This is a genomic window from Bradyrhizobium stylosanthis (genome assembly GCF_001641335.1).
Classification (GTDB): domain Bacteria; phylum Pseudomonadota; class Alphaproteobacteria; order Rhizobiales; family Xanthobacteraceae; genus Bradyrhizobium; species Bradyrhizobium stylosanthis.
This window is the reverse complement of sequence record NZ_LVEM01000001.1, coordinates 1,572,980-1,596,960: the sequence shown is the minus strand read 5'-3', so window position 1 is coordinate 1,596,960 and position 23,981 is coordinate 1,572,980. Positions and strand designations below refer to the sequence as shown.

36 protein-coding genes and 1 tRNA gene are annotated in these 23,981 nt (G+C 63.2%); 17 read left to right on the top strand and 20 right to left on the bottom strand.

Annotated features, from left to right (window positions below; genetic code table 11):
- Positions 1 to 67: 67 nt before the first annotated feature.
- The 7 genes from A7X65_RS07770 to A7X65_RS07745 all read right to left on the bottom strand — a co-directional run bounded on the left by A7X65_RS07770 (position 68) and on the right by A7X65_RS07745 (position 4,858).
- Complete coding sequence (locus A7X65_RS07770) at positions 68 to 1,108, bottom strand: PrsW family glutamic-type intramembrane protease (RefSeq protein ID WP_063683666.1); 1,041 nt, start codon at positions 1,106 to 1,108, stop codon at positions 68 to 70.
- A 319-nt stretch (positions 1,109 to 1,427) separates the two neighbouring features.
- Complete coding sequence (locus A7X65_RS42560) at positions 1,428 to 1,583, bottom strand: hypothetical protein (RefSeq protein ID WP_167358217.1); 156 nt, start codon at positions 1,581 to 1,583, stop codon at positions 1,428 to 1,430.
- 139 nt (positions 1,584 to 1,722) lie between these two features.
- Positions 1,723 to 1,965, bottom strand: a complete 243-nt coding sequence (locus tag A7X65_RS07765; RefSeq protein ID WP_063683665.1) for a hypothetical protein — start codon at positions 1,963 to 1,965, stop codon at positions 1,723 to 1,725.
- 138 nt (positions 1,966 to 2,103) lie between these two features.
- Positions 2,104 to 3,102: an acyl-CoA desaturase gene (locus A7X65_RS07760; RefSeq protein WP_063683664.1), complete on the bottom strand. Its 999-nt coding sequence runs from the start codon at positions 3,100 to 3,102 to the stop codon at positions 2,104 to 2,106.
- A gap of 122 nt (positions 3,103 to 3,224) precedes the next feature.
- Complete coding sequence (locus A7X65_RS07755; protein ID WP_063683663.1) at positions 3,225 to 3,851, bottom strand: PilZ domain-containing protein; 627 nt, start codon at positions 3,849 to 3,851, stop codon at positions 3,225 to 3,227.
- Positions 3,852 to 4,031: 180 nt separating this feature from the next.
- Entirely contained in the window at positions 4,032 to 4,682 is a 651-nt protein-coding gene (locus A7X65_RS07750; protein ID WP_063683662.1) for a hypothetical protein, read from the bottom strand.
- A 101-nt stretch (positions 4,683 to 4,783) separates the two neighbouring features.
- Positions 4,784 to 4,858: transfer RNA gene (locus A7X65_RS07745), tRNA-Glu, on the bottom strand.
- Between the two features lie 227 nt (positions 4,859 to 5,085).
- Between A7X65_RS07745 and A7X65_RS07740 the strand changes: the two genes are divergently transcribed.
- From A7X65_RS07740 to A7X65_RS41585, 3 genes are read left to right on the top strand one after another with little or no spacing between them, the layout of a single operon-like run.
- Entirely contained in the window at positions 5,086 to 5,340 is a 255-nt protein-coding gene (locus A7X65_RS07740) for a PilZ domain-containing protein (RefSeq protein WP_063683661.1), read from the top strand.
- A gap of 47 nt (positions 5,341 to 5,387) precedes the next feature.
- Positions 5,388 to 5,636, top strand: coding sequence for a hypothetical protein (locus tag A7X65_RS07735; protein ID WP_063683660.1), 249 nt, complete (start codon positions 5,388 to 5,390; stop codon positions 5,634 to 5,636).
- 6 nt (positions 5,637 to 5,642) lie between these two features.
- Entirely contained in the window at positions 5,643 to 5,810 is a 168-nt protein-coding gene (locus tag A7X65_RS41585; RefSeq protein ID WP_063683659.1) for a hypothetical protein, read from the top strand.
- Positions 5,811 to 5,948: 138 nt separating this feature from the next.
- Here A7X65_RS41585 and A7X65_RS07725 read toward each other — a convergent pair whose 3' ends face one another.
- The gene (locus A7X65_RS07725; RefSeq protein WP_063683658.1) at positions 5,949 to 6,587 is read right to left on the bottom strand and encodes a glutathione S-transferase family protein; all 639 of its coding nucleotides are present in this window, start codon (positions 6,585 to 6,587) and stop codon (positions 5,949 to 5,951) included.
- A 376-nt stretch (positions 6,588 to 6,963) separates the two neighbouring features.
- Complete coding sequence (locus tag A7X65_RS07720; RefSeq protein ID WP_063683657.1) at positions 6,964 to 7,416, bottom strand: VOC family protein; 453 nt, start codon at positions 7,414 to 7,416, stop codon at positions 6,964 to 6,966.
- A gap of 216 nt (positions 7,417 to 7,632) precedes the next feature.
- On the opposite strand from A7X65_RS07720, the gene A7X65_RS07715 reads away from it, so the two are divergent.
- Complete coding sequence (locus A7X65_RS07715; protein WP_156527694.1) at positions 7,633 to 8,202, top strand: hypothetical protein; 570 nt, start codon at positions 7,633 to 7,635, stop codon at positions 8,200 to 8,202.
- A 202-nt stretch (positions 8,203 to 8,404) separates the two neighbouring features.
- Here the strand turns inward: A7X65_RS07715 and A7X65_RS41580 are convergent, their stop codons facing one another.
- From A7X65_RS41580 to A7X65_RS07705, 3 genes are all read right to left on the bottom strand, one after another.
- Positions 8,405 to 8,818 (bottom strand): hypothetical protein, encoded by a 414-nt coding sequence (locus A7X65_RS41580; RefSeq protein WP_156527693.1) that lies wholly within the window; start codon positions 8,816 to 8,818, stop codon positions 8,405 to 8,407.
- Between the two features lie 60 nt (positions 8,819 to 8,878).
- Positions 8,879 to 9,571, bottom strand: a complete 693-nt coding sequence (locus A7X65_RS41575; protein WP_156527692.1) for a hypothetical protein — start codon at positions 9,569 to 9,571, stop codon at positions 8,879 to 8,881.
- Positions 9,572 to 10,051: 480 nt separating this feature from the next.
- On the bottom strand, positions 10,052 to 10,453 hold the full coding sequence (locus tag A7X65_RS07705; protein ID WP_063683654.1) for a hypothetical protein: 402 nt from the start codon (positions 10,451 to 10,453) through the stop codon (positions 10,052 to 10,054).
- 207 nt (positions 10,454 to 10,660) lie between these two features.
- Here A7X65_RS07705 and A7X65_RS07700 point away from each other — a divergent pair, with 207 nt between their 5' ends.
- The gene (locus A7X65_RS07700; RefSeq protein WP_063683653.1) at positions 10,661 to 11,008 is read left to right on the top strand and encodes a hypothetical protein; all 348 of its coding nucleotides are present in this window, start codon (positions 10,661 to 10,663) and stop codon (positions 11,006 to 11,008) included.
- A 35-nt stretch (positions 11,009 to 11,043) separates the two neighbouring features.
- Positions 11,044 to 11,628, top strand: a complete 585-nt coding sequence (locus A7X65_RS07695) for a hypothetical protein (protein WP_156527691.1) — start codon at positions 11,044 to 11,046, stop codon at positions 11,626 to 11,628.
- Between the two features lie 31 nt (positions 11,629 to 11,659).
- Here the strand turns inward: A7X65_RS07695 and A7X65_RS07690 are convergent, their stop codons facing one another.
- The gene (locus A7X65_RS07690) at positions 11,660 to 12,127 is read right to left on the bottom strand and encodes a cupin domain-containing protein (RefSeq protein ID WP_063683651.1); all 468 of its coding nucleotides are present in this window, start codon (positions 12,125 to 12,127) and stop codon (positions 11,660 to 11,662) included.
- A gap of 164 nt (positions 12,128 to 12,291) precedes the next feature.
- Complete coding sequence (locus A7X65_RS07685) at positions 12,292 to 12,786, bottom strand: hypothetical protein (RefSeq protein WP_063683650.1); 495 nt, start codon at positions 12,784 to 12,786, stop codon at positions 12,292 to 12,294.
- A 198-nt stretch (positions 12,787 to 12,984) separates the two neighbouring features.
- Between A7X65_RS07685 and A7X65_RS07680 the strand changes: the two genes are divergently transcribed.
- Entirely contained in the window at positions 12,985 to 13,251 is a 267-nt protein-coding gene (locus tag A7X65_RS07680) for a hypothetical protein (RefSeq protein WP_063683649.1), read from the top strand.
- 83 nt (positions 13,252 to 13,334) lie between these two features.
- Here the strand turns inward: A7X65_RS07680 and A7X65_RS42555 are convergent, their stop codons facing one another.
- Positions 13,335 to 13,511 carry a hypothetical protein gene (locus tag A7X65_RS42555; RefSeq protein ID WP_167358216.1) on the bottom strand — a complete coding sequence of 59 codons (177 nt, stop codon included), beginning with the start codon at positions 13,509 to 13,511 and terminating at the stop codon, positions 13,335 to 13,337.
- 308 nt (positions 13,512 to 13,819) lie between these two features.
- Here A7X65_RS42555 and A7X65_RS07675 point away from each other — a divergent pair, with 308 nt between their 5' ends.
- The gene (locus A7X65_RS07675) at positions 13,820 to 14,155 is read left to right on the top strand and encodes a GYD domain-containing protein (protein ID WP_063683648.1); all 336 of its coding nucleotides are present in this window, start codon (positions 13,820 to 13,822) and stop codon (positions 14,153 to 14,155) included.
- 156 nt (positions 14,156 to 14,311) lie between these two features.
- Here A7X65_RS07675 and A7X65_RS07670 read toward each other — a convergent pair whose 3' ends face one another.
- A complete protein-coding gene (locus A7X65_RS07670; protein ID WP_063683647.1) occupies positions 14,312 to 14,614 on the bottom strand; it encodes a hypothetical protein in 303 nt (100 codons plus the stop codon).
- Positions 14,615 to 15,005: 391 nt separating this feature from the next.
- Here A7X65_RS07670 and A7X65_RS07665 point away from each other — a divergent pair, with 391 nt between their 5' ends.
- A complete protein-coding gene (locus A7X65_RS07665; RefSeq protein ID WP_063683646.1) occupies positions 15,006 to 15,431 on the top strand; it encodes a GFA family protein in 426 nt (141 codons plus the stop codon).
- Here the strand turns inward: A7X65_RS07665 and A7X65_RS07660 are convergent.
- Positions 15,415 to 16,995 (bottom strand): carboxylesterase/lipase family protein, encoded by a 1,581-nt coding sequence (locus A7X65_RS07660; protein WP_063683645.1) that lies wholly within the window; start codon positions 16,993 to 16,995, stop codon positions 15,415 to 15,417. The genes A7X65_RS07665 and A7X65_RS07660 overlap by 17 nt on opposite strands.
- Positions 16,996 to 17,090: 95 nt before the next feature.
- Between A7X65_RS07660 and A7X65_RS07655 the strand changes: the two genes are divergently transcribed.
- Complete coding sequence (locus A7X65_RS07655; RefSeq protein WP_063683644.1) at positions 17,091 to 17,882, top strand: AraC family transcriptional regulator; 792 nt, start codon at positions 17,091 to 17,093, stop codon at positions 17,880 to 17,882.
- Positions 17,883 to 18,140: 258 nt separating this feature from the next.
- Entirely contained in the window at positions 18,141 to 18,437 is a 297-nt protein-coding gene (locus A7X65_RS07650) for an HU family DNA-binding protein (protein WP_063683643.1), read from the top strand.
- Between the two features lie 315 nt (positions 18,438 to 18,752).
- Here the strand turns inward: A7X65_RS07650 and A7X65_RS07645 are convergent, their stop codons facing one another.
- On the bottom strand, positions 18,753 to 18,971 hold the full coding sequence (locus A7X65_RS07645) for a hypothetical protein (protein WP_063683642.1): 219 nt from the start codon (positions 18,969 to 18,971) through the stop codon (positions 18,753 to 18,755).
- A 379-nt stretch (positions 18,972 to 19,350) separates the two neighbouring features.
- Between A7X65_RS07645 and A7X65_RS42550 the strand changes: the two genes are divergently transcribed.
- The 3 genes from A7X65_RS42550 (at position 19,351) to A7X65_RS07640 (ending at position 20,449) form a co-directional block, all read left to right on the top strand.
- Positions 19,351 to 19,488, top strand: coding sequence for a hypothetical protein (locus tag A7X65_RS42550; protein ID WP_167358215.1), 138 nt, complete (start codon positions 19,351 to 19,353; stop codon positions 19,486 to 19,488).
- A 176-nt stretch (positions 19,489 to 19,664) separates the two neighbouring features.
- Positions 19,665 to 19,856: a hypothetical protein gene (locus A7X65_RS41570; protein WP_156527690.1), complete on the top strand. Its 192-nt coding sequence runs from the start codon at positions 19,665 to 19,667 to the stop codon at positions 19,854 to 19,856.
- A 395-nt stretch (positions 19,857 to 20,251) separates the two neighbouring features.
- A complete protein-coding gene (locus A7X65_RS07640; protein ID WP_063684860.1) occupies positions 20,252 to 20,449 on the top strand; it encodes a hypothetical protein in 198 nt (65 codons plus the stop codon).
- Here the strand turns inward: A7X65_RS07640 and A7X65_RS43525 are convergent, their stop codons facing one another.
- The gene (locus tag A7X65_RS43525) at positions 20,450 to 20,575 is read right to left on the bottom strand and encodes a hypothetical protein (protein ID WP_145659612.1); all 126 of its coding nucleotides are present in this window, start codon (positions 20,573 to 20,575) and stop codon (positions 20,450 to 20,452) included.
- A 684-nt stretch (positions 20,576 to 21,259) separates the two neighbouring features.
- On the opposite strand from A7X65_RS43525, the gene A7X65_RS07630 reads away from it, so the two are divergent.
- Positions 21,260 to 21,547, top strand: coding sequence for a hypothetical protein (locus A7X65_RS07630; protein WP_063684858.1), 288 nt, complete (start codon positions 21,260 to 21,262; stop codon positions 21,545 to 21,547).
- Positions 21,548 to 21,615: 68 nt separating this feature from the next.
- Here A7X65_RS07630 and A7X65_RS42545 read toward each other — a convergent pair whose 3' ends face one another.
- Positions 21,616 to 21,780: a hypothetical protein gene (locus tag A7X65_RS42545; protein WP_164933808.1), complete on the bottom strand. Its 165-nt coding sequence runs from the start codon at positions 21,778 to 21,780 to the stop codon at positions 21,616 to 21,618.
- A 472-nt stretch (positions 21,781 to 22,252) separates the two neighbouring features.
- Between A7X65_RS42545 and A7X65_RS07625 the strand changes: the two genes are divergently transcribed.
- The gene (locus tag A7X65_RS07625) at positions 22,253 to 23,014 is read left to right on the top strand and encodes an SIR2 family NAD-dependent protein deacylase (RefSeq protein ID WP_063683641.1); all 762 of its coding nucleotides are present in this window, start codon (positions 22,253 to 22,255) and stop codon (positions 23,012 to 23,014) included.
- 198 nt (positions 23,015 to 23,212) lie between these two features.
- Entirely contained in the window at positions 23,213 to 23,872 is a 660-nt protein-coding gene (locus A7X65_RS07620) for a cold-shock protein (protein WP_063683640.1), read from the top strand.
- Positions 23,873 to 23,981 lie beyond the last annotated feature (109 nt).

Here is a 23,981-nt window from a genome sequence, read left to right as displayed (position 1 = left end):
TGACCCTCACATTGGCAACGGATGGACCCAATCTAACCGTTGCGCCGCGCGCTCGCCATCCCGCGGCTCAACCGCCGCCGTGCGCCGAGGAAAAACCTTCACCACTGGTGCGAACGCGGTTGCGGCCGAGAACGTAGATCGCGATCGTGACGATCAGGAGCGCAAGGCCGAGCAGGATCGAGACGAAGCCGATCGGGATCAGCGCCAGCGTCAGGTTGCGCTCCGGGTTGATCAGCCAGTGATGGATCGAGGTCAGCACGAAGGCCAGGCCAAGAAAGCCGACGCCGCCGCCGGCCAGCAGCAGGGCCCACATCCGCCGTAGCTGGCTCAGCCGTTCCCGCGCGATCTCGGTGCGGGGCGCATGGTGGCGCGCGACGCGCCGGACCAGGCGGATGGCGAAGGCAATCGAGCTGAAGCCGATCAAGAGGCTCGCGCCGCCCAGCCACATCCGCAAGGTGGGATCGAGGTCCGGCATGCGCTGGAGCGTGAGCAGCGGGAAGTCGAAGGCCGCATGCAGCGCCAGCGGACCGCCGAAGATCAGCAGGCGGCTGGAGAGACGGGCCCAGTCGCGGTTGTGACGGTTCGCGCCCAGCGCCGTGCCGGCGCGCGCAATGGTCAGGTAGGCGCCGGCGATGATGCCGAGGGCGCCATGGAACGGCACGGTCAGCACGCTGCGCAGGGCCGCCAGCGACCGCCACATCTCGGCGTGCTGGACGAGGTAGGCAAGGTTCTCATAGGCGGCGAAGCCAAGGCCGACGGCCGCGCCATAGACCACGGTGTCCATGGGGTTCGCAAAGGTCCGCCGCTTGGTCGAGGAGACCAGCACGATGGCGATCACCTTGACGGCCTCTTCTGGCAGCGCGACGCCGAACACCGAATGCATGGCCAGCGCGGCCCAGGGGTTGTCCGGAGCGGCGACCATCTTGGCGAAGGGGGCGCGGGCGAGGCCCAGCAGGGAAATGCTGGCGGCGCCGAGCAGGAACGCGGTCCAGACCTGGGCCGGCGGTCCGGGGCGCTCTTCGGCGGCAATGACGAGCCACAGCATCAGCAGCGCCGGAGCGATGGCGGCGGTTCCGATGACGGTGGGTAACGCTTCAATCAGGTACATCGGCGCCGAAAATAGGTTCCCTTGGCCCGCTTAGCTACTTCTACCGATGCGACCATCTGTCATGCGCCGGCTGTCGCCTCGCTTAACGTGCGCGACAGCCAACGTTCATCGGGGCCGTCATGTGTAGAATACGAGCACAATCAATTGCATGACAGGATCGCTTCGTCATCCACGGCAACGACGGCATTTCACCGGCAGCGGGCGAATTGGCAAGCCAGATCAGGGGAGTGCGAAGATTTCTTCGATTCACGCTGGATGTCCTCGCGGTCCCGGGACGGATTGCCCCCGTCCGGGGTCGCGCGCGTCCGAACGCATCGGCCTAGTCACGCTCCATCGTGCGACGGCGCGGCGGCGGTGCGATCCGGCGGGCCCGCACCTGCTCCAGCTCCCAGAAGGCACGCACAACGCACGTGCCGAGGCAGAAGACGATGAGCAGCAGCAGGAAGGCCTGATCGACGGCTGGGATGTGTATCATGGCAGTTATTAAGCAACGCGTGTGCCACCTGTTCCCGCCATGACCTGCGCTTTGCGCAGGCGGGCCGTCCGCACAGCGCTGCTTGTGCGGCTCGAATCGGCGGCCTGCGCGAGGTCGCCGAGGCCGGCGTTTCCGGGCGTCAGTGCGTGGTGTATGGCGGCGGCGCTTCGGGGGTGATGTCGAAGGCGCCGAGATGGAATTCCTCGCCGACAAACGCGTTCGGCTCGACATTGTGCGCGAGCAGCGTGAAAGCGGCGTTGGGATATTGCTTCCAGATCTCGAGATCGCCGGCGGTGATGGTGAGCCAGCCGAACGTGTACATGTAGCGGCCGGGCTCGGTGACCCGGCCGACCCTGTCCCAGGTGATCTTGTTGACTGCCATCCGGTCCCCCGATCGCAAGTCCGCAAATGACGTCCGGCACGCGGCACGGACACTCAAAAGCTGATCCCGCAATGGGGCCAGGATAGGGCGGCGATGCGGAGGCAAGACGGCCGCGAGGCGCGGCCGCCGCCTGCCGGTTCAGCGCGCCGTCGAGGCTGCCTGCGCTTCGGCCCGCTCCAGCTGGCGGTGCGAGGCGTGGAAGACGTCGTGGACGAGGCCGATCTTTTCCAGGCCCAGGATGATCAGGCCGTTGAGATCGATCTCCCACCAGGCATGCGAGATATAGGCGTCCCGCGGGAAGCGGTGATGGTTGTTGTGCAGGCCCTCGCCGAAGGTGAGGATCGTGGTCACGAACTCGTTGGTCGAGGCATCGTCGACTTCGAAGCGGCGATAGCCGTAGGCATGGCAGACCGAGCCGGTGAGCTGGCTGGTGAGGATCAGCAGATAGGCGCGGAGCAGGCCGGAGAACAGCACGCAGCCGATCATGCTGTGCACGCCGCCGAAGGTGTAGCCGACCACGCCGGGGATGAACACGGCCGACATCCCGTACCAGACCCAGCGGGTGCGGACGAAGAACATCGCGATGGGATCAGCGAGGATGTCCTTGGCGTAATATTCGTTGTCGGTCGTCGCCTGATCGAACACCCAGCTGCCCTGGGCGTGCAGGAATCCCTTCAACGCGCTGACATAGCGATTGCCGAAGCCGTCGAATTGCGGGCTGTGGGGATCGCCGACGTCGTCGGCATAGAGGTGATGGCGGCGGTGGTTCGCGACCCATTTGGCGATCGAGCCCTGCACGGCCATCTGCGCGATGGCGCAGAAGAAGACGCGCATGATGGGGCCGGTGCGGAAGCTGCGATGCACGAACAGGCGGTGCATGCCGGCGCCGATGCCGAACGTCGTCAGCGCGAACATCCAGGCGAAGGTGAACAGCTCGACCTTGCCGACCCCTTGCGTGATGGCCCAGACGATGCCCGCGACGGCACCGACATAGAGGATGCCGAGCAGGAGATAGCTCTCGCGCAGCTTGGCCTGGACTAGCGGTCCCTCGGTCACGACACCCGGCGGAAGCTGCGGCCTGGCTGCGCTGACGGTGGCATTTGCGATTGCAGCCGGGGCGGACTCGGCGATGGACATTCCGGAACTTCCAATACTGAAGGCCCGCAATGATTGCGGACGTACTGGCTCACACCCTAACGCGCAGGGGCCTCCGCCTCCAGCGTTTAGTTAAAAAAGAGTTAAGATTGCTCGGTTGCGCCTCAAGCCGACTGCAGCAGCGGCGAGCGCACGATCAGGCGGTCGAGGTCGTCCCGCGACTGCTTTTCGGCGAATTTGACTGCGAAGCCATTGTCGAACTTGCGGATGACGCGCCCGACGCAGGCGCCGACGGCAAGGGCGGTTCCCAACGGCGGATCGTATTCGCAGGAAATGGCAACGCCGGCCGTGGAGACATCGATGATGAAGCAGGGATGGATGCTGCCGTCGGCGAGCGTCAGCAGCGTATGGGAGATCTGTGGGACGAAGCGCGCGTCGCGTCGCAGCTCCTGGATGCTGTCGTCCTTCTGCTTTTTCTCCAGCCAGGTCAGCTTTTCCGACATCCAGGCGCGCCGGGCCCGCGTCATCTCGAGCTCCATCAGGAAGCCCGATTTCAGCGTCGCGCTGATGGTGCACTGGAACTCGCCGAAATCCTGGAAATAAGAGGTCAGGCGCTCGCCGACCTTGCCGACGACGGGCACGTCCACGATCATGCGGAACGGCGACACGCGCTTGGTCCGGCAGGCGAAGCTGCGCAGCTTGCCCTCACAATCGTACCAGCGCGGCAGCGAGTAGCTGCCGCTGACCGTCACTTCCACTGCACGCTGCCTGAGGAACTCTGCGACGGACATGGGCGCCAATTTGTGTTTCGGACTGCTTCCGTAGATTCACGGTAGCAATCAAATTCTAAGCAAATGATACCGGCGCTCACGAGCAGGGGTAAATTTCCGGTAAATGCGCGGGATCGATCGTGGACGAAATTATGCAGTCTCACGGCATCGTCATTGCCGCGTGCTTACGAGCAACGCCCGCTAGTTCGGTCCGAACAGCACCAGCAGAGCCAGCAGGCCGAGGGCGATCAGCAATTTGATCGCCGTCCAGATCAGGCCACGCACCCGGTGCTCCAGTCCGGACCACACGAGGATGCGCCGGATCGCGAGCGAGCCGAACACCTCAGTGCCGGCGAGCAGAAGCGCGATGCCGGCGATGACGGACCACGACTCGGCCGGAGGCAGCCATTGCGCGATCAGGGCGGGGACCGAGCCCTTCAATGCGCCGAGCAGCGCGAACCATCCGAACCAGGACGCAAAGCCCTTGACGATGTCGGGCCCGAACGCCGCGGGCTCGAACCGGATGCCGGTCGCCGCGAACATGCGTTCGATGCGCTCGCCGTCGGTCAGGAACAGGAACGCGCCGATGTAGAGCGGAATGCGCGACATGCAGAGAATGGCGATCACGCCGAACACGACGACATGGCCGATGACGTCGAGGAGTATCTCAACGCCGTCGGTGCGCGCTTGCTTCGGCGCGGCCTGCGGCTGCGGCAGCGATCTGGCGCGCGCCATGTGCTCGAGCATCCTGGCGCGGCGCTCGGGCGCGTAAGGCGCGGCGCGGCGCATCCAGGCGGGCGCCGGAGGGGAGACGCCGGGCTGGCTGTCCGAAGGGGATTTGCGCGGGTCCATGGCCTCGTCCGGTTCCAATCGACGATTGGTCGGCATCTAGGGGCAGGGAGGTTCATCAAGGGGGCGAATTTCGCTGCGGCTTCAGCGAGCTGTCTCGCGGATGGCGCTCCCTAGCGGAATCGAACCGCTCTCTCCACCGTGAAAGGGTGGCGTCCTAACCGATAGACGAAGGGAGCAAACGCAAGGCCCCGCCGCTTTGGGCGGCACGGCCGCTGACCAGTCCGAGTCGTGCCCGGCGGCTTGCAGCGGGCGAACGTATAGTGGCCTTTGCGGCCGTGGGCAAGCCGTTCGGGAACGTCTTTTGGAACCGGTGGACAGCGCGGCCCAGGCCAGCATTTCGCGGCGATTTCAACGATTTCTTAGGGTTCCCTGAGCTAGCGCTAAAGCGGGAGAATTTTCGCCGATGCCACAGCCCAAGAAGCGCGCAGCCCGCAAGCTGCTGTCGCGGCACGCCTGGATCACGCTCGACGGCGGGTTCGCGGCGCGGCATTGCCTGGTCGAGGACATCTCCGACACCGGCGCCAAGATCATGATGGACGACGACGCGAGCCAGCTGCCCGGCGTGATCCGGATGGCCTTCGCGCGCGATGCCCGGACCGGGCGAAGCTGCCAGGTGATCTGGCGCCGCGGCAGGTCGGCTGGCGTCCGATTCATCTGACATCTGGCCGGATGGCGCACGGCGGCCGGGCGGGCTAGAACAGCGGCATGCGTGCACCGCTCCTGATCCTGATCTCGTTGCTCACCACGTCGTCCCTGACACAGGCCGAGGCGCTGCGCCTGCCGGCCGCCGAGCCGGCGCAGACGGGCAAGGCCCTGCCGCTCAAGGGCAGCGGCGGCACCGCCAAGGCAAACTCCTGCGCCTCCTATGGCCGTGGCTTCCACATGGTCGAGGCGACCGGCACCTGCGTGAAGATCGGCGGCTCGATCAGCGTCGATGCCACCGTCAGGCGCTGAAGCCACATGCAGCCGGATCTGTTGCGGCTCGACATCATCGTCCCCGTGCTGATGTATTGCGCGCTGCTGTGGTGGGTCGGCCGCGGCCTGAGCTGGACGGCAAAGCTTGCCACCGCGGCGGTGACGCTCGTGCTGATCTTTTGCGTGCTGCTGGTCGAGCGCGGCTGGCGCTAGGCGGGCGCACTAGTCAGATAAAAAGTGCGAAAACAACCCCATGCACAGTAGCCGTCAAGCGCGGCTGCGACGCCGAACGCCTCGCGCCAGAACGGCGATTTCCCGCGCACGCAGCGAGCCTTAGGCCGCGCCGCCGGCTCACGACATCGGCGGTGCGACGAATTGCGCAAATCCCGGCCGCTTGCCGAGCTCGGCCAGCCAGCGCGTCAGGTGCGGCTGGGCCGGCCGCGTGATGCCCTCGACGCCGAGCCAGCGCCGCGCATAGGAGCCGATCGCGATATCGGCGAGCGTGAACTGCTCGCCCTCGATGAAGCGGCGCGTGGCGAGCAGGCGGTCGGCGATCGCCCAGACCTCGGCGGCGGCATCGGCATCGCGCTGCACCTTGATCATGTCGCGCTCGGCGGGCGCCGTGCGCACGATGCCCCAGAACACCGGACGGTCCACCGGCTGCACCGCCGACAGCGTCCAGTCGAGCCAGCGGTCGACGCTGGTGCGCAGCTTCGGCGCCTCCGGATAGATCGGCGTGCCGCGTCCGTGCGCGAGGCACAGATAGCGCATGATGGAGTTCGACTCCCACAGCACGAAGTCACCCTCGACCAGCGTCGGGATCCGCGCATTGGGGTTCATCGCGAGATAATCGGCCTCGCGGGTCTTGCCGTATTGCATGCCGGCGTCGATGCGCTCGTAGGCGAGGCCGAGCTCGGTGAGGCACCACAGCACCTTCTGCACGTTGACCGAATTGGCGCGGCCCCAGATCGTCAGCTTGGTGTCAGGCATGAGTTTCCTCCCGCGGCATTTCCGGTGTCGTAGCCCGGATGAAGCGAAGCGAAATCCGGGGCCGCCATCGCCTGCGGCAAGAATCCCGGATTGCGCTTCGCTTCATCGGGCTACAGGCCATCTCGTAGCGGAATTTCCTCACCGCAGCGTCGGCGATTGCGCGGGACCCCTCATGCAAAAAGCTCCGCCCGGGGCGGAGCTTTTCATCGCAAATCGAACCTGACGTCAGTGGCCGAAGAACAGCCACAGCAAGATGATCACCGGGATCGGCACGCCCAGCAGCCACAGCAAAATTCCGCGTCCCATCGCGTTCTCCTCCAATCGCATTGTCCTGGGGTGAACGCGGGGGACGGGGGCTTGTTCCTGCGCAGCTAGCCTACCAATGGCCGGTATTCGGCATGGAAACCCAGGGCTCCTGCGGCGGCTTCGGATCGCCCTTCTGCAAGATCTCGATCGAGTGCAGGTCCGGCGAGCGCACGAAGGCCATGTTGCCGTCGCGCGGCGGACGGTTGATGGTGACGCCGGCCTTCTGCAGCTTCTCGCAGGTCGCGTAGATGTCGTCGACCTCATAGGCGAGATGGCCGAAGAAGCGGTCCTCGCCGTACTTCTCCTCGTCCCAATTGTAGGTGAGCTCGACCAGCGGCGCACCGCGCGTCTGCGGCTGCTTCTTCAGCGCCTCGAGATCGTCCGACGAGCACAGGAACACCAGCGTGAACCGCCCCTTGTCGTTCTCGATCCGTCGCACCTCCTTCAGCCCCAGCGCATCCTGGTAAAACTTCAGCGCGGCATCGAGATTGCGCACGCGCAGCATGGTGTGGAGGTATCGCATGGTTGTTGCTCCCTTTGATGGACGGAGAGTTTTGCTTTGGGCCGGGATGGCGGGGGTAGGAGATAGCAGGAAACGGGGAGAAGGGGCAGGGGGTGGGGACGCATATGCGAGAGCGAAATCGCCTGTAAATTGAACGAGGTGGGCCGAAGTTACTGTGTCGGTCTTGTGAAGGCACTGAGGTGCCCCCACGTCCATATAGAGAACAGGGAGGGAAACGTGCGCCGCAAACTTCGCTTTACCCCCGCGACCGCTGCTCTTCTGGCCATTGGGTCCATCGTCGTCCTCATTGGTGAGATTTGTCTCACTGCTTATCACGCGCTCGAGGCACACTTCGAGCATCTGGTGATCACGCTGATTGTCGATGCCATCATGCTTGGCAGTACCGCTTTCGCACTCAAGCATCTCGTTCATGTCGTGAAGGAATGGGAAGATAAGCGGAAGGGACTGCACAGGCTTCTGACGTGGGCGTGTGGCGCTGGCGTCGTCGGGTTGTTTCTGTCCTGGGCGATCATGAATTTCGTCAGCTTCGATTACGGATGGAAGTGCTATGCCGCCGTGTTCGCGCTGCTGCTTGTGATCATGCCGGTCTGGCGTGCGCTGGAGCCGAATGATCCGCAAATGACCTTTGATGACTACATCGCTGGTCAGAATGCCAAGGCAGAGATGCAGCGGATGGCTGAGAGCGTCGAACGGGCCGCGGCAGAGATCAGGCGGATGGAGGATGAGGACCCCGCTTTCCGCGCCTGGAATAGGTTGCCGATACAGGCAAAGATCAGGGCGGGGTAGCCTTCTCCAATGCCGCAAGCAACTTGCAGCGCATCTTGGCTCGCAATCACCTGAAGCTAAACGAGCCCTTGGACAACGCGCGCGCTCTTAGTTCGTAGTAGTTGGCATCTCTTTGTGCCTGCTCCGCACGAAGCCTTTCCATGGTCTCTTTGTATTTCCGCTGCCGGTCTTCTACCTCTTCTTCCGCCCTGATGGACGGCTCTCAACGCTTGTGAGCAGCGGTGGCTGCTGCATCGGCATCTTGTTGGGTCCCGCCGGCACGCTGGGCAGCCTCGTATGCATGGCGCGAGATGACCGAGCATCTGTCAAAGGCGTTTCTGGCGCTCGCAATTTCCCCGAGCTCCTCCTGGCGTCTCGTCGCTCGCCCGATGTTCTCCAATTCCGGCGACACCCGCGATCTGAAAGTTGCGGTGACTTGTGAGTTCGCGGCTGCAGCTTGTGCGCGCGCAGCCGCCTGAGCTTGCTCGATCTGCTTGAGGCGCCTTTCAACAAAATCGCGGTTGTAAACAGCGTCCTCTCGAACATCCTTGGCCGCAGTGGGGTTATCGGCGGCTCTCTTGAACCAGCTCAGAGCAGCATCGGCATTGGGCTCGACGCCCTGTCCCTTGACGGACATGAGACCGAGAGTGAGTTGGGCCGGCGCGTAGGCTCGATCGGCGGCGGTCAGTTGCGGCTGCTAGCTCGCAGGCTGCTGTCCGGAGAGATATTCTCTCTGAAGTCGGAAGAAGGGCTTTAGTGGCTTCGCTTTAAGTCGTTCCATTTCTCGCTGAAATATTAGATTGATGCCGTTGCGCGTGTTAAATCCAATCTTGCCCACACCGTCGATCCATTCACGATCTCCAAATTCGCGCGCGCTTTCATATCCTCTGCTCGGGCCCGGAGGTTCAGCCCACCGGTAGTGCTTGGAAAAGTTGTTTGTTACGCATATCAAACCGATGCAGATTTGACGTGCTTCGAAAGCATCTACCAGGCCGTAGTTGTTCAGGAGTCGAACGAACAGAAACTGCCGCGCATCTTCGGTCTCAAAGGTGCTCCACGGCCTCGACCATGTCACTTCTACACTTTGACGGGGAGAAACATAGCTGGCCGACGCGACCGCGTTAGGGACTGCGAGGCTCGCCCTGATGTCACGCTCGCGGCCGACACTGGGTTCAACCGAGTCTGCATTCTTGTATAGCTGAATCGCATCGCTCAGCTGTTCCGCGTTCATTGCCTCGAGTTCTTCAACGGCCTTTGGAGCGCCTCGTAACTCCCTCACGAGGGGATCACATTGCATGTATCTCTGGTGCCGCCGCTTGCATTCCTTGAGAAGCCTGCGGTGCAATTTCACGGGTGCAGGGTCGAATAATTGAGCAATGAAACGAAACATGCAGGTCTTTCGTTGGAACGATTCCGGAGTTGCGATTGTGGTATCAGTGCTTGACTGAATTGACGTTGTGCCGATCGAACTTGAACTGCCGCAGGACAGTCCTAACGAGCAAATTCAATGCAGTGTCGCCGCCATTAGGGATATCCGCGGCCTCCGCACATCGAGCACTTCATTCTTCCGGTGCCACCACATCGGCCACAGGCCGAATTTTCGTGGCGATTTTTTCCGGAGCCGCTGCATCGGTCGCAAACTTCGGTACCGCTGCCGTCGCAACGGCGACAGGCTTCCCTTGATGCGAGATGAGTCTCATCGGTCCAGGTTTCGCACAGCATCATCGTTGCTCCCAAGTGTTTCTAGAAAGGGTACGAAAATCAGTGCGTGCCGCCGGAGATCCCGGCTGTTAGGGCCGCAACCGCCTCAAACTTGAAGGAATGCGTCGTCGTTCAACGGCTGAAGAAAACACGGCAAGGATATCGAGCGTCATCGCCTGAAAATCGAGGAAAGGACGATCTGAGCCAACTTCCGGCCTTGCCCCCTGGCAGCCTTTTTGGCTCCCGCAGCTGCTGCCGAGAGGACCACCTGTGTTGTGGTGGGCATCGGTGCCGTCGGAGTTCTTGCAGGCCCGCCGCTGTAGTCAGGCGGCAGCGCAGGCTCGTTGCCTGTCTGCATCTTGTGCTTGAACAGGGCTGTCCGGACTTCGTCTTCCAAATTGATGGCACGCGATGGGATACGGCCCTGAACGTAGCAAAGGACATTCTCACGCCACTGGGCGGGGATGATGTCAGCGTGGCCCGTGCGTGCTGCGTGAATATACCGGGAAATGAAAAGAGGCGCGAAATGCTTGGCGTAGGCCAAGGCGCGACGCTCGGCAACAGTGGGCATGCAATCCCCGCTTACTGTAATTGAAACAGCATGCCAGTGCGCGTAAAGGTTGTCAATCTGGGCGCAGACCGATAAGGTTGCATGGAGGGTAGGGCGCACTTCTGATGTATCTCCACCGTAGTGGGGACACGTATGTGATCAACATCGCCAGGCAGATCGACCGGAGTGCCCACCGCACCAGGAGCCGGTTCTTACGAGGATTTGCGAATGGGGGAGGTCCCAAAGCCGAATTTTATGGTCACCTACTGCGCTGACTACAAGGCGCGTGATCGTCGCTTCGCGCTGTTGGCCCGCTTCATTGATGATGCCATCGACGATGATCGCTTTTGGATGACCGGCGTCCATCTCCCAACGCCTGAAATGCCCTATACTTGGTACTCGGTTGTTTATGGCGAGCCAGACGATGCCGACATTTTTCTGATGTTCGGCTTGATGCCCGATGGCCGCTACTTCCATAAATTTCACGATCGGGACGTGACGTTCTTCGAGAGCAATGATCTCTGGTCGCAACAGCTATTAAGGCAGTTAGCTATCCACCGGATCATCCCGACGTGATTTCATTCATTTGCAATTTTCCACTGGGGCGCAACATGGCATTGTTCGGTGGCTTCTTTTCTTCTCCTTCGGAGAAGCTACGTGATCTATCAAGCAGGATAAGTGCCGGGCATGGGACCAAATTTCGCGTGGCTGGTCCGATCTCGAACGAGGGTGTCGAATTCTACCAGCTCATCTTCGGTCCCAAGCATTTGATTGCTTTTGGTTACATCGAGGAGGGCAGGATGTATTTTGCAAGAGCGTTCGATGCCAATTCGGAGGGGTTTTCCAAGATTCGTGAATTGGAGCGATGCGTGTTGGGGCACGTCGAAAAAGGTCCTCCGCCGCCTCCGCTTCCCGAGAGGAATGCTTACGTCGACTTGGCTTATTATCTCCGACGGCAGGTTCGGCCAGGCTATCGCATCGACGGACCATATCACGATGAGACGCAGGACTACTTCCAGGTCGTGTGGGCGCCTCAGCCCAATTCGGTCCAGGTCATCGCAACCTTCGGGAATATGAAAACGGCCCGTTCGTATTTTGTGATATTCGCGGGCGGAGATAGGCAGTCCTTCGAGCACAAGAACATGGTCCAGCAAATCCTGTTCGGAGAGCTAAACGCACGGGGCATCACCGGCTGACGAGCCCAAGACTTAATCGCGTCTCTCTCTCCTACTTCTCCTCAGCCGCCGTACTCGTCGCAGGCCCTTCGCCCATGATCAGCAGCACGGCGTCCTCGTCCTTGGCGCCGTCCCAGTGCACCTGCTTGCCGTAGTGGGTGACGAAGCTGCCCGGCGGCATCGGCACGGTGCCGTTCTCGGGATCGAATTTTGGGCCCGAGCCAACCCACCAGGTGCCTTGCAGCACGACGATGTAGCGGTCGTTGGGATGGAAGTGCGGGCGGCTGAAATGGTTGCCCTTGGTCCATTTGTTGTAGACCACGTAGAAGCCGGGCTTGCTGGGGTCGCCGACCACCACGGCGGTCTGCGCGCCGCGCGCGTCGACCGGGCCCCAGGGGATCTGGTCCGGCAGCTTGGTGACGACGGCGGCGGGATTGAGCTCGGCGGCGGAGGCGACGCTGAGCGTGGCGGCGAGGGCGAGCGGCAACAGCAGGATGCGCCGGGCGCGGCGTGTCGTCATGGTGATCTCCCCTTGGGTGGCGCCGGTTGAATTGGCGCCTTGTGGTTGCAGGGGATGCTAGCCCGTCTTGCCGGCAAGGCAAGGTGCGGGCCGTGCATGCGTGATCCTCTCCGCGCGAAGGCACGGGCGAGGGCAACACATGAGGATGATCGATGCCTTTGGTTCTAGCGCTTCGGTCCGTCCTTGCTGCGCCGCGTTTCCTCGGCCTCGTCCACGAGCTTCAAGGCGGCGCCGTCGTAGGTCAGCTTCAAGCCGCGGCCGACGATCCATGTCCATCCGCCGCGGGCGTCCTTGACCGGCTGGGCGTTGAACTGGTCGGAGATCGATTTGACGGCGGCGTCCTGCGGCCCCGGATTGCTCAGCTCCGCATGGACGCGCCAGATCGGATGCCTGTCATCGGCAGCGTCGCTGTCGATCGTGAGTTTGGCGCCATCGACGGCGCATTCGAGGGTGAAAGTGTCGCGCAGCTGGCGGCAGCGATAGCGGCGTTGCGTGATGACCTTGTTGGTCTCCTCGGATGTCATTCCGGGCGAAAAACCGAGGATGTCGGACTTCTTCACGTCGGCCAGCGATGCGGGCTTCAGGAAGCCCGGCTGGATCGCCACGAGGGCGGCAATGGCAACCACGATCACACCGGCGATAACAATGGCAAGCTTCATCAGTCCCTCGCGAACAACATCCGACCATATACAACAGCCGGAGCATCCTGCCAGCCGGGGCGAGGGCGATCGGAAGGCGCCTGAAATTCCCGCGCTGAACATCCTGGGGCATGCCGACGACTAAAGGCTTGGAGCTCAGAGTTCGCGGAAGCGAGCCCGGCAAAGACGAAGCGGAGCTCCACGCATGACGAGGGCGGCATGAAGCGCTGGCTGCAAAGGCTGGGGAAGGTGGCGAGGGTCGCGGCGCTTTGCGGCACGGTCGCCTGGCTCGTGCTGACGACAATCTCCCCTCAAGCGCCGGATGCGGGGCATCCCGAACGCTACGCGCAGCGGCACGACGTCCGCTATGTGAGCGCGGAGATGGGAGAGACGCTGCGGATCCTGCTCGGGTCGACGTTCGCGCTGGTCCTCGTGGCGTTCGGCTGCCACTTCGCGACCAGGGACATGCAGGACGACGGTCGCTAGGGAGGCGAGAGGCCAACCCGCCCGTCATCTGACAAGAAAACCGCCCCTGACATTGGCAGGAGCGGTTCTCCGAAATGATCGGTCTAGTGACCGGTGCCGGGCTTCGTCGTCTTCGGCGGCTTGCCGTCCTCGACGCGTCCCTCGTTCCGGAGGTCGCGGCCCTCCTGGGCCTTCTTCTGGCTCTCGGGGGATTTGCCGTGCTCGTAGATCTCTTCCTTGATGTAGCCGGCGCCTTCCTTGACCTTGCCTTCAACGCTCATCGCAATCTCCTTGTCTTGAGATGAGTCAATTCGCGGGACAATGGAGCGTTCCTCGTATCGGTCATTGTGAGGTAGCAGGGAACCGAGGGACAACGTTTCCCTCGAGCGGCTTGGCGAAACCGCCTTTCACGTGCACGCCCGCTGCTGTATGTTCGCTATCGAGCCGCCAACGAGGTGTGCCGAAACCTCGTCAGTACCTGGCGGCGTTTGTGCCCACGGCGGGCGATGCACTCCATTCATTTCAGAGCCCACCATCGCGACGATCAGCTCGTCGCGATGCGCGTCTTCATTTCAGAACGGAGCAAGCCATGCATTTCTGTCTCACAGGGCAATACACACCGCGCGCGCTCAATGCCATTCTGGAAAATCCCACGACCAACCGTCAGGAAGCGGCGGCGAAGCTGATCGAGGCGGCCGGCGGCAAGCTGGTCTCGATGTACAGCGTCGCGGCCGACGGCCCCGGCGTCCTCGTGATCTTCGACGTGCCCGATCCCAGCGCGGCGCCGGCGATCTCCGGGCTCACCGTCACGGCGGGCACGCTGCAGAACGTGAAGCTGACGCGCCTGTTCACGCAGGACGAGATCAAGCAGGTGCGGCAGAACGCGGCGAAGCTGCGCTCGTCCTACAAGCCGCCGGGCGGCTGACGCGCCGCCCCGGCAACAGGTGAGGTTTCTCGCCTCTCGAGATGATCAGGCGGCGATCTTGCCTGCAGCCCATCCTTCGAGACGCCCGCCTTGCGGCGGGCCCTCAGGATGAGGTCGTGCTTGTTGCGAGAGGTCGCGGGATTGATGCCGCTGGACCTAAGCCGCGATGCGCTGCTCGACCGGCGTGGTCAGGTATTTCAGCGCTTCGGCGTGGGCGAGGTCGGGAACCGCGATGGCGGTGTGGCTGTAGACCGCGTGGCTGCGCGCGCCTGCGATCCTGTCGAGGATCTCCTTGCCCTTGATGACGTGCAGGCCCATGCCTTCCCTTGCCGGGAAGATCGCCAGCACCACGTCATAGGCCGCGATCACGGCCCTGAGCGCCTCGGCCTTGTCTTCGGCGACGTCGATGAACACGCGAACATCAGCCGCGAGTTCACGCAGCTCGTGAAAATCCAGCACTGTGGGGATACTCCAACGCAACGATACTGACGCGAGCTTGGATGCGTTGGGTTACTGAAGTCTGAACAACACCTCTCAAGTCACAAGTTTCACGGCGAGGTGACTCCTTGTCCCCATCGGGAGTGTGGAGACGGCGAGGCTGTCGCAAATGACGACATGGGGCGGCAGCTCGCTCGCGGCCCATCCTTCGAGACGCCCGCCGATGGCGGGCCCTCAGGATGAGGGCGGAGTTCGCGGCGGCAATTTTTGCGGATGCCAATGCCGCTTGGCCTCATCCTGAGGAGCGCGTAGCGCGTCTCGAAGGACGAGGCGCTTGCTCAGGTCCCCAGCCAGACGTGATCTGTGATACCTCCGGAGGCAGAGAGGGACCGGAACAGGAGACACGGACACGATGGCGAGCGAGAAGACCATTCGGGCAGGGCAGTGCCATTGCGGCGCGGTACGGTTCGAGGCGACGCTGAGCGACGGTTTCGATTCGATCCGCCGCTGTACCTGCTCCTACTGCCGGATGCGCGGGGCGGTCGTCGTCATGGCGGAGATGGGCGGGATCAGGTTCCTGGCGGGCGAGGACGCGCTGACCAGCTACCGCTTTCACACCGGGACGGCGCAGCACTTCTTCTGCGCGCGTTGCGGCATCTATACCCATCATCAGCGGCGGTCCGACACGACCCTTTATGCCGTCAACGTGGCGTGCCTCGACGGCGTCAGCCCGTTCGACTTCCCGGAGGTGCCGGTGATGGACGGCGTCAATCACACCAACGACACCGGCCAGCCGACGCGCCGCGCCGGCACGCTGCGTTTCATTCCGGCGGACTGAGGATCGCAGCCGGCGTTTGGCGTACCTTTCGCCAGCGCATCGGCAGCACGCCGTTCTCCCTGAACCCGCCGAGGAAGGCGAAGCGATCGGCCTGCGGAGTCTTGCGAGGTTCGATCGTCGTATCCAGGATCTGCACCACGTCGGTCTCGTCATGCGCGGGCCAAAACGGCAGGCCCGGTCCGTTGGGGTTTCCGCGCCGCGCGAAGTTGACCCAGTAGTCCATCATCGTCCGTGACAGCGCGCGGTCCTCCTCGGCCGGCGGTGCCGTGCTGCCGACGATCTGCTGCGGCGTCAGCGTGCCGAACACGAAGGGGATCTCGGTGACGTGCGATGCGACCGGCGTGTAGGGCGAGGTGTAATTGAAGTGATAGCCGTAAGTCGGCGCACGGCCGGCAGCGTGCAGCCGCAGCCATTGCCAGCATTGCTCGGAGATCACCATGTCGCCCGTCAACGCGGCGGCGGACGCACCGGCCTCGGCGTCGGTGCCGGCGGGATAGAGGCTTAGGAAATCCGCAAGGCGCGCTGGTCCGAACATCGCCTCGGCCGCAGCGCGAAACGCCAGCGCGGATTGCGCGGGGAGAGAGAGCGCCATGAACGGGAATCCTTCCGCGCCGTTCCAGCCGGCCAGCAGCGGGATCTGCATCTGTTCGCCGCGCAGGAAGCGTCGCGCGGGCGCATCCGGTATCAGGTGACGATCGATGCTCGGCGAGAACGCTTCCGTGACGTGGTCGCGCGCGAAGCTCCAGGGTGCGGCGGCGATCAGCTGCTCGGCGGGCATGTCGCGCAACGCTGCGATCGACGCGTTGTCTTGCCGGCGCGCGAAAGCGAGGCCGCGCGCGCGGGCTTCGTCGAAACTTTGCATAGGGCCGTGCCGGCCGTCCCAGAAGGCGCCGCTCTGGCCGGTCGCCTTGTGGAACAGGCCACGGGCAAGCGGCGAGGCCATGAGGATTCCGACCGCCATCGCACCGGCGGACTCGCCGAACAGGGTGACGTTGTCGGGGTCGCCGCCGAACGCGGCGATGTTGGCGCGGATCCAGAGCAGCGCCGCAAGCTGGTCCTGCAGGCCGTAATTGCCCGACGGCGCCTCAGTGTCGAGATCGGGATGGGCGAGGAAGCCGAGGATGCCGAGGCGGTAGTTGAAGCTGACGACGACAACGCCTTTCGCGGCGAGCAGGCGTCCGTCGGTGGCGGGATTGGCGGCGGAGCCGAACTGAAAGCCGCCGCCGTGGATCCAGGCCATCACCGGCCGCTTTTCGTCTGATGCGGTCGCTGCGGTCCAGACATTCAGCGCGAGGCAATCCTCGCTGCGCGGGCCCGGGCGGGGATCGTTCGCGAGCGAGGAGAGACATGCCGCGCCGAAGGCCGAGGCGTCGCGCACATCGTGCCAGGGCAATGCGGCCTGCGGCGCGCACCAGCGCAGCGGCCCGACCGGCGGTGCGGCGTAGGGAATGCCTTTGAATGCCAGCACGCCGTTTGCGTCCCGTGCCTCGCCGCGCACATAGCCTGCCTGCGTGCGGACCAGCCGGCCGAGTTCCGCAGTCTTTGAGGTGGTGAGGGCGTCCACGGTGCATCTCCTGCTGGGGGCGATCTCGGATTTACCGGCTTCCGGGCTGGAAGAATTTGCGTATTATCGCAATCGATCGTCAAAAACCGTCAATCATGCGGCAGCCCCTCAGCTATCCCTGGCTCGACCTCGATGTGGACGACCGCTCCGCGCCGGTCATTGCCGTGCGCGTCGATGCCGACGGCACGAAGGGCGAGGTGCCCGAGCACAGCCATCGCAAGGGGCAGCTGGTGGTCTCGCTCGGAGGCGGCGTCACCTGCCGCGTCCCTGGCGGCCTGTGGATGGTGCCGCCGCATTGCGCGGTCTGGATTCCCGGCGGCATGGCGCACAGCAATCGGGCGACTGCGAATGCGCGGCTGTTCTTCGTCTATGTCGAGCCGGAGCTATGCCGGCTGCCCGGGCGCTGCTGCACGATTTCGATCTCGCCCCTGCTGCGCGAATTGATCGTTGAGTTGTCCGACGGCACGCAGCACGACGAGGCGCGGCGCGAACGCCTGATCGGCGTGCTGCTCGGCGAGCTGCCGCGCATGCCGTTGCAGCAGCTGCATCTGCCGCTCCCGGCCGAGCCGCGCTTGAAGCGCATTGCGGCAGCGCTTGCGGACAATCCGGCCGATCGTCGCACGCTCGCGGAATGGGCGAGCCATCTCGCGCTCAGCGAGAGCAGCCTTGCGCGTCTCGTGGTCAAGGAGACCGGACTGACGTTCGGGCGCTGGCGTCAGCAGCTGCATCTGATCGTCGCGATCCGCGAGCTCGCCGCGGGCGCGAGCGTGCAGCAGGTCTCGGCCGAGCTCGGTTATGAATCGGTCACGGCCTTCATCACCATGTTCAGGAAGGCGCTCGGCCAGCCGCCGGCCACCTATATCAACGGCATCGCGAACGCGCGTTGACGGCGAAAGTCGTCGACGCAGTTTCGCCATGTCACCGCCGATATAGCGCGCGAGATCTTGCGCAACGGGCGGCAGGCGCAAGCAAAAAGTGACGGGATGGCCGTGAAACTGCGGCTTGCGTTTTCGGCCTCGATGGGTTCTAAGCCCGGTGACTTCCTGACCGTCGGCATGACCACGAAGCGCGCTGCGCGGTTTTGTCATGTGCCCGGCGGAGTGAACTCAACACTCACGCGCACCCAATTCAGAAGGATTCTCGACATGGCGAAGATGACCAAGACTCAATTGATCGATGCGATCGCCGAGGGCACGCAGCTTGCGAAGAACGACGTCAAGTCGGTCATCGAGTACATGGCCACCGTCGGATACAAGGAGCTCAACGAGTCCGGCGAGTTCGTCATTCCCGGTTTCGTGAAGATGTCGGTCGTGAACAAGCCGGCGACCGAAGCCCGCATGGGCATCAATCCCTTCACCAAGGAGCCGATGCAGTTCGCGGCCAAGCCCGCCAGCAAGTCGGTGAAGGCCTCGCCGCTGAAGGTGGCCAAGGACTCCGTCTGATACGGCGATCGCGCCGCCTGCTGCATGCAGGGCCGGCGGCGCGGCTACCCCGTAAACGCGAAAGCCCCGCCTGGGGGAAGCGGGGCTTTCTGGTGGGGGTGAAGCCTGGGGGAAGCTTCATTTAATTAGACGCGCGGGCGCCGAAAAGGTTCAGCCGCCAATTCCAAAAAGAGAAAAACCCCGCGCGGGGGCTGCGGGGTTCTTCAAAGCTGACGGCCGCGTCGCACGGCCCTCAGCACCACTGAATTCACCGTGATAATGCGCTGACGCGCAATCCGTTCCACCGCTCGTCGTGCGCAAGCCGGCGCGCGCGGATCATGCCGTCACGTCCACGATCGGCGGCGTGTCAACCGGCCGCTTGCGCCAGACGATGAATTCCGACTTCGGATTGAGCCATTCATATTCGTTGCCGCGCGCCTTCAGATGCGCGAGCGCCGCGGCTTGCGCGGTATCCTCATCTGCAGCTTCCACGATGATCTCGACCGTCGCCTCGACCTGCCTGACGACCTCGATGGCGAAAAACGTCCTTGGCATTGCGTCACCCTCGACGGAGTAACGGGCAGGACGCAGAGCCGTTCCAGCGATGGGTGTCCGCGCCAAGCGCTTGCGATGCCTGACGGGAAAAAACCCCGCGCTCTCGCACGGGGCTTTCCAAACTGACGGCGATGGGATTTCAGCGCCTGGCCGTCAGCTCCACCTCTAACTTAAGGTTGAAAATCCAAAAAGCAACAGCGCCGCGGTGACGGAATATGTTCGTCAAGCGGCGCTGCTTTGTTGCTGGGCGCTGAAATCCCCAGTGCTCATGAGTCTGCGCAGCGCACGGAAGGTTCAAGATAATTTCGCGGAGATCGCGCGCGAGGGCTGGACTTCTTGTTCTCATTTTGTTCTTATGAGTCCACCTTGGAGGTGACTCATGACCGTCGATAAACAACGCGAAGTGATCCGGCTCTGGAACGAGCTCAGGAAGGTCGAGGGCCCGGCGGCGGAAGAGCTCCGCATCCAGATCCTCGAGTGCTTTTCCGAGAAGGGCAAAGCCAGGCGCGCGGCTTGAGCCGCGTGCAGCCGAATTCGGCGAGATCGGGCAGGCGGCGGACTCGTTCAGGTCGCCCGCGCTTGATCGGGCATTGCCGCGTGGCGTTTGTTGCATCGGGTTTCTGATCGCAAGCCGGCTCTCGCGCAGGGCATTGCGCTTCGATCTGTTCGCCGTGTGATCGCTTAGGAACGATCATGCTGGATCAGCGTTCGCGCCCCATGATGTGTCCGCGATGCGCAAGGCCGATGACGGCGACCTCGACCAACAGCTTTCGATGCGAGCCCTGCCGCGAGATCGTCATCGTGTTTGCGGTCGTGTCGAAATTCCTGCCGCCGAAAATCTCTGCCTCCGAGGCCGCAGCGGCACGCGACTTCATCATTCGTTAGGAAGAGAGTAGCGCCGGTTTTCTCGACTCCGATTCGTTCTTCGGGAACGAAATGGAGTCGGATGCAGAACAAGGCGTGGCTGCGCGCGCTTCGACGCCGCACCTGTGTCAGAACGAGCCAGCGTGAGACGAAGCAGCGCGCGCCTTTGCCTGATCGGCGCCGCATGAAAACCGGCGAACCCGTTGGCTGGACGGAGCGCAGCGCAATGCGCGATCGCTCGCCCAGCGCGGCGCTGCGCCAACTCCTAACGGAAGCTTGCGCGGAAGCGGATAACCCTATTCGGTTAGGTTAAAAGCCCAATTGCGTTGCGATCGCTGCTGCTTGGCGTAGGTATGTCCTGCAAGGACAATCAAGAAACCGCTTTGCCAAGAAGCAACTTTGCCAACGTATTTCTCATGACACCTTTTTCAGAACCGTCATTCTACCAAGGCGACCGGCACACCTACCGGCGCGTCGCCATCGTCGGCTCGCTGTTCTGCCTCGCTTTCGTGGTGATCAGCTTCTCGCTGCGGCCGCAACTCGAGGACACGCGCGTCGCGGTCAAGGCCGACCGGCTGGTCCGCACCGCCGGCCAGGCGCCGCGCACCAACTAGCTAGCGCTCGTCGCCGGCGATGCGCTCGTCGACCGAGGCGCGCGTGCACGCGCCGCCGCGGCTCGCAAGCGCGACGAAACCGGCATAGCCAGACAGATTGAGCAGTACCTCGAGCCACGCGGGCATGTCGGGCCTCGTTGGTGAAGGCAACCTCAACGTGCAAACCGCGCGTTTGTTCCGCGATCACGAAAAGAAATCTCCCTGGAGCGCGCAACCGGGGAGGATTGTCATCGTGCTTGGGCCCGCTCTTCGCGCCCGACCTTATCGAATGCGTTCCGCGCTTTTCCGATCGTGCGTTAGAGGCGAGAGGAGGGGTCGAGCCGCCTGCCGAGAGTGGCGACCGACTCCGATGACGGCTGTTCCCTCAGGAACTCGCCTATGGCCCGCGCGAGCTCGCCGTCACTCATCGGCGTTGGTGGCGGTCGCAGCGTCCCAACTCCGAAATTGCGCACGATCTCGTCGTAATGTTGGTCGCCGGATTTGGGCACGAGCCTGCGGATACGGGCCAGCAAAGCGGATAGCGGCAATCCTTCCTCCCTCGTGTCCGCCCCGCATTGGCAGCCGTTAACGTCTGCTGCCATTTGCTCCCGTGGAACTGAAAACCCCGCCAGCATCGCGGAGGATACTGACGGGGCTTCGTGCTGTTGCCTCTACCGGATAGCGGAGGCTCTGCACTCGCAACCTCAACCAGGCCGGCACACTTTCGTTCCGCCTGTCGCGGAATTTTTTGCCAGCCTCCGGTTCCAGCCTGCGCGCAACCATCGCAGGCGGACCGCGTTGTCCCGCCGAGATGCGAAGGAGGAGTGCATGATGAAGAAAACCCTGGCAGTTCTGGCCACCGTCGCTGCCGTCGGCGTGACGGCGATCGCGGCTCCTGCGCCGGCTGAGGCGCGCGGTCGCGGCATCGGTCCGGGTCTGGCATTCGGCCTCGCGGCCGGCGCCATCACCGCAGGCGCGGTCGCCGCGTCGCATCCGTACGGCTATTATGGTCCGGGCTACGGCTATTATGACGGACCGGGCTATTATTACGGATCGGGCCCGTACGCCTATTATGGTGGACCGTACTACCGGCACCGCCACTACTATCGCCATTGGTAACGGCTCAATAAGCGAAAAGCCCGGAGCGATGCTCCGGGCTTTTTTCGTGCGCACCGATCAGGCGTGCCTTAGGGCCAGAGCGAGGGCCGTTCCACCTTGCGGGCGTTCTCGAGCGTCGACACGAAATACTCTTCGCGTTCACGTTTGAATTTTTCCTGCGTGGCACGGAAGGCGGCGACACGGGCGGCGATCTCTTCGCGTTCGCGGATCTTGCGCTGTTCGTCTTCGGTCATGTCAAATCCCCTCTACACGTGAGTATGTGTGCACTACTGCACTCAAGTCCTGCCGCCGCAATCAGCTTGAGTCGCGTCAACACATGCATTGGCGCTTCTGATTGGGGCGTCAATGGGGAGGAGGCATTGCAGGAATGTGATTAGCGATGGTCGGAAAAAATTGCCGAGCTCCGCTGCTCTGCGTGCGTCACACGATGCGTTTGTTCGCGGTGGATAAGAGCGTCAACAATCTTGTCGCTTGGATGCGACGCAGCTAGCCGAACGCCAAACCGCAAGTGCAAATCAGGCGCCGAGCATGGCGACAATCGCGTTCGATCGACTCGGCATCGAAGCGCCGGCGGGTCAGACGAGGATGACGTCGCGACGCCGGCCTGGCGCGCGCTGAGTCTGGTCCGCTGCGAGGCAGGAACGCACCAACGACCGGCGCGGGCCATGCTATAGAGCCATGCTTTCAAGTCAGGATGGCTTGCCCATGATTGCGTCAGATCTTAGTAGCGGCGTTGAACGTCTCGGCGACATGATCGCCGAAGCCAGGACCATCGTGCCGTTCACCGGCGCCGGCATCTCGACCGAATGCGGCATCCCCGATTTCCGCTCGCCGGGCGGAATTTGGACTCGCTACCGTCCGATCGAGTTCGGCGAGTTCGTCGCCAGCCAGGACGCACGCGACGAATCCTGGCGCCGCCGCTTTGCGATGGAGGAGGTCTTTGCCGCGGCGAAGCCCGGCCGGGGCCATCGGGCGCTGGCCTCGCTCTACCGCGCCGGCAAGGTTCCCGCCATCATCACGCAGAACATCGACAATTTGCACCAGGCGTCGGGATTCGCCGCGGAGCACGTGATTGAACTGCACGGAAATACCACCTATGCGCGCTGCATCGGGTGCGGCGAGGCGTATCAGCTCGACTGGGTGAAGCGACGATTTGACGAAGAGGGCGCCGCCCCCAACTGCACCGTGTGCGGCGAACCGGTGAAGACCGCCACGATCTCGTTCGGTCAGATGATGCCCGAGGATGAAATGCAGCGCGCAACGGAGCTGTCGCAGCATTGCGACCTCTTCATCGCGATCGGCTCGTCGCTTGTGGTGTGGCCTGCCGCAGGCTTTCCGATGATGGCGAAGAATGCCGGTGCACGTTTGGTGATCATCAATCGCGAGCCGACCGAACAGGACGACATCGCCGATCTCGTCATCCGCCACGACATCGGCGAAACCCTCGGCCCCTTTGTCGGTAATTGAGGCATCAATTTGATTCGCGGCTGTGCAAGCTGTTCATAGGTTCCGGCGAATCTCTTTTTTATCTATGCCTCTCAACCGGGAGTGTTATCTTTTGAGTCGAAAGATTCGCGTCGCGTCCAATTGAGAACATTCTCTTAAGACGCGTGATTCGAGCGCCGCCAATGTGGCGGGTTGCATGGCAGTGTGGGGTCCGGGGTTATGGGGTCGTCGGACGGATTTGAGTCCAAGAAGCTTGGAGTTCCCGGACAGGGCACTGCGCCAGGGCGGTTGACGCCGGGCGAGCATGGCGTCGGCCGCGACACAGCGCTCAGTCCCTTCACCGGGTTGGGAGAGGCGAGCGCCAACCTCGTCGAGGTGACCGGCGTCATTAAATGGTTCGATGCATCCAAAGGTTACGGCTTCATCGTTCCGGACAACGGCTGGCCCGACGTGCTCCTGCACGTTACCGTGCTTAGGCGCGATGGCTTCCAGACCGCGTACGAAGGCGCGCGTATCGTCGTCGAATGCATCCAGCGCGCCAAGGGCTACCAGGCCTTCCGCGTCGTCTCGATGGACGAGTCGACCGCGATCCATCCGGCGCAGATGCTGCCGCCGCGCACCCATGTCACGGTCACGGCGACCAGCGGACTGGAGCGGGCCCAGGTCAAATGGTTCAACCGGCTGCGCGGCTTCGGCTTCCTGACCTGCGGCGAGGGTACGCCCGACATCTTCGTGCACATGGAGACGCTGCGCCGCTTCGGCATGACCGAGCTGCGGCCCGGCCAGTATGTGCTGGTCCGCTTCGGGCCCGGTTCCAAGGGCATGATGGCAGCCGAGATCCATCCCGAGACCGGATCGCCTGGCCTGCAGTCGCACTAGCCGGAAACCAATTCCCGCAATCGTGAGCAGAGGCGCGCCGGCCGACCGGCGCGCCTCTGGCTTTTCCGGCGGTCGCCGCGTAGGACTGTTCCATTCCCACGCCTCGAGT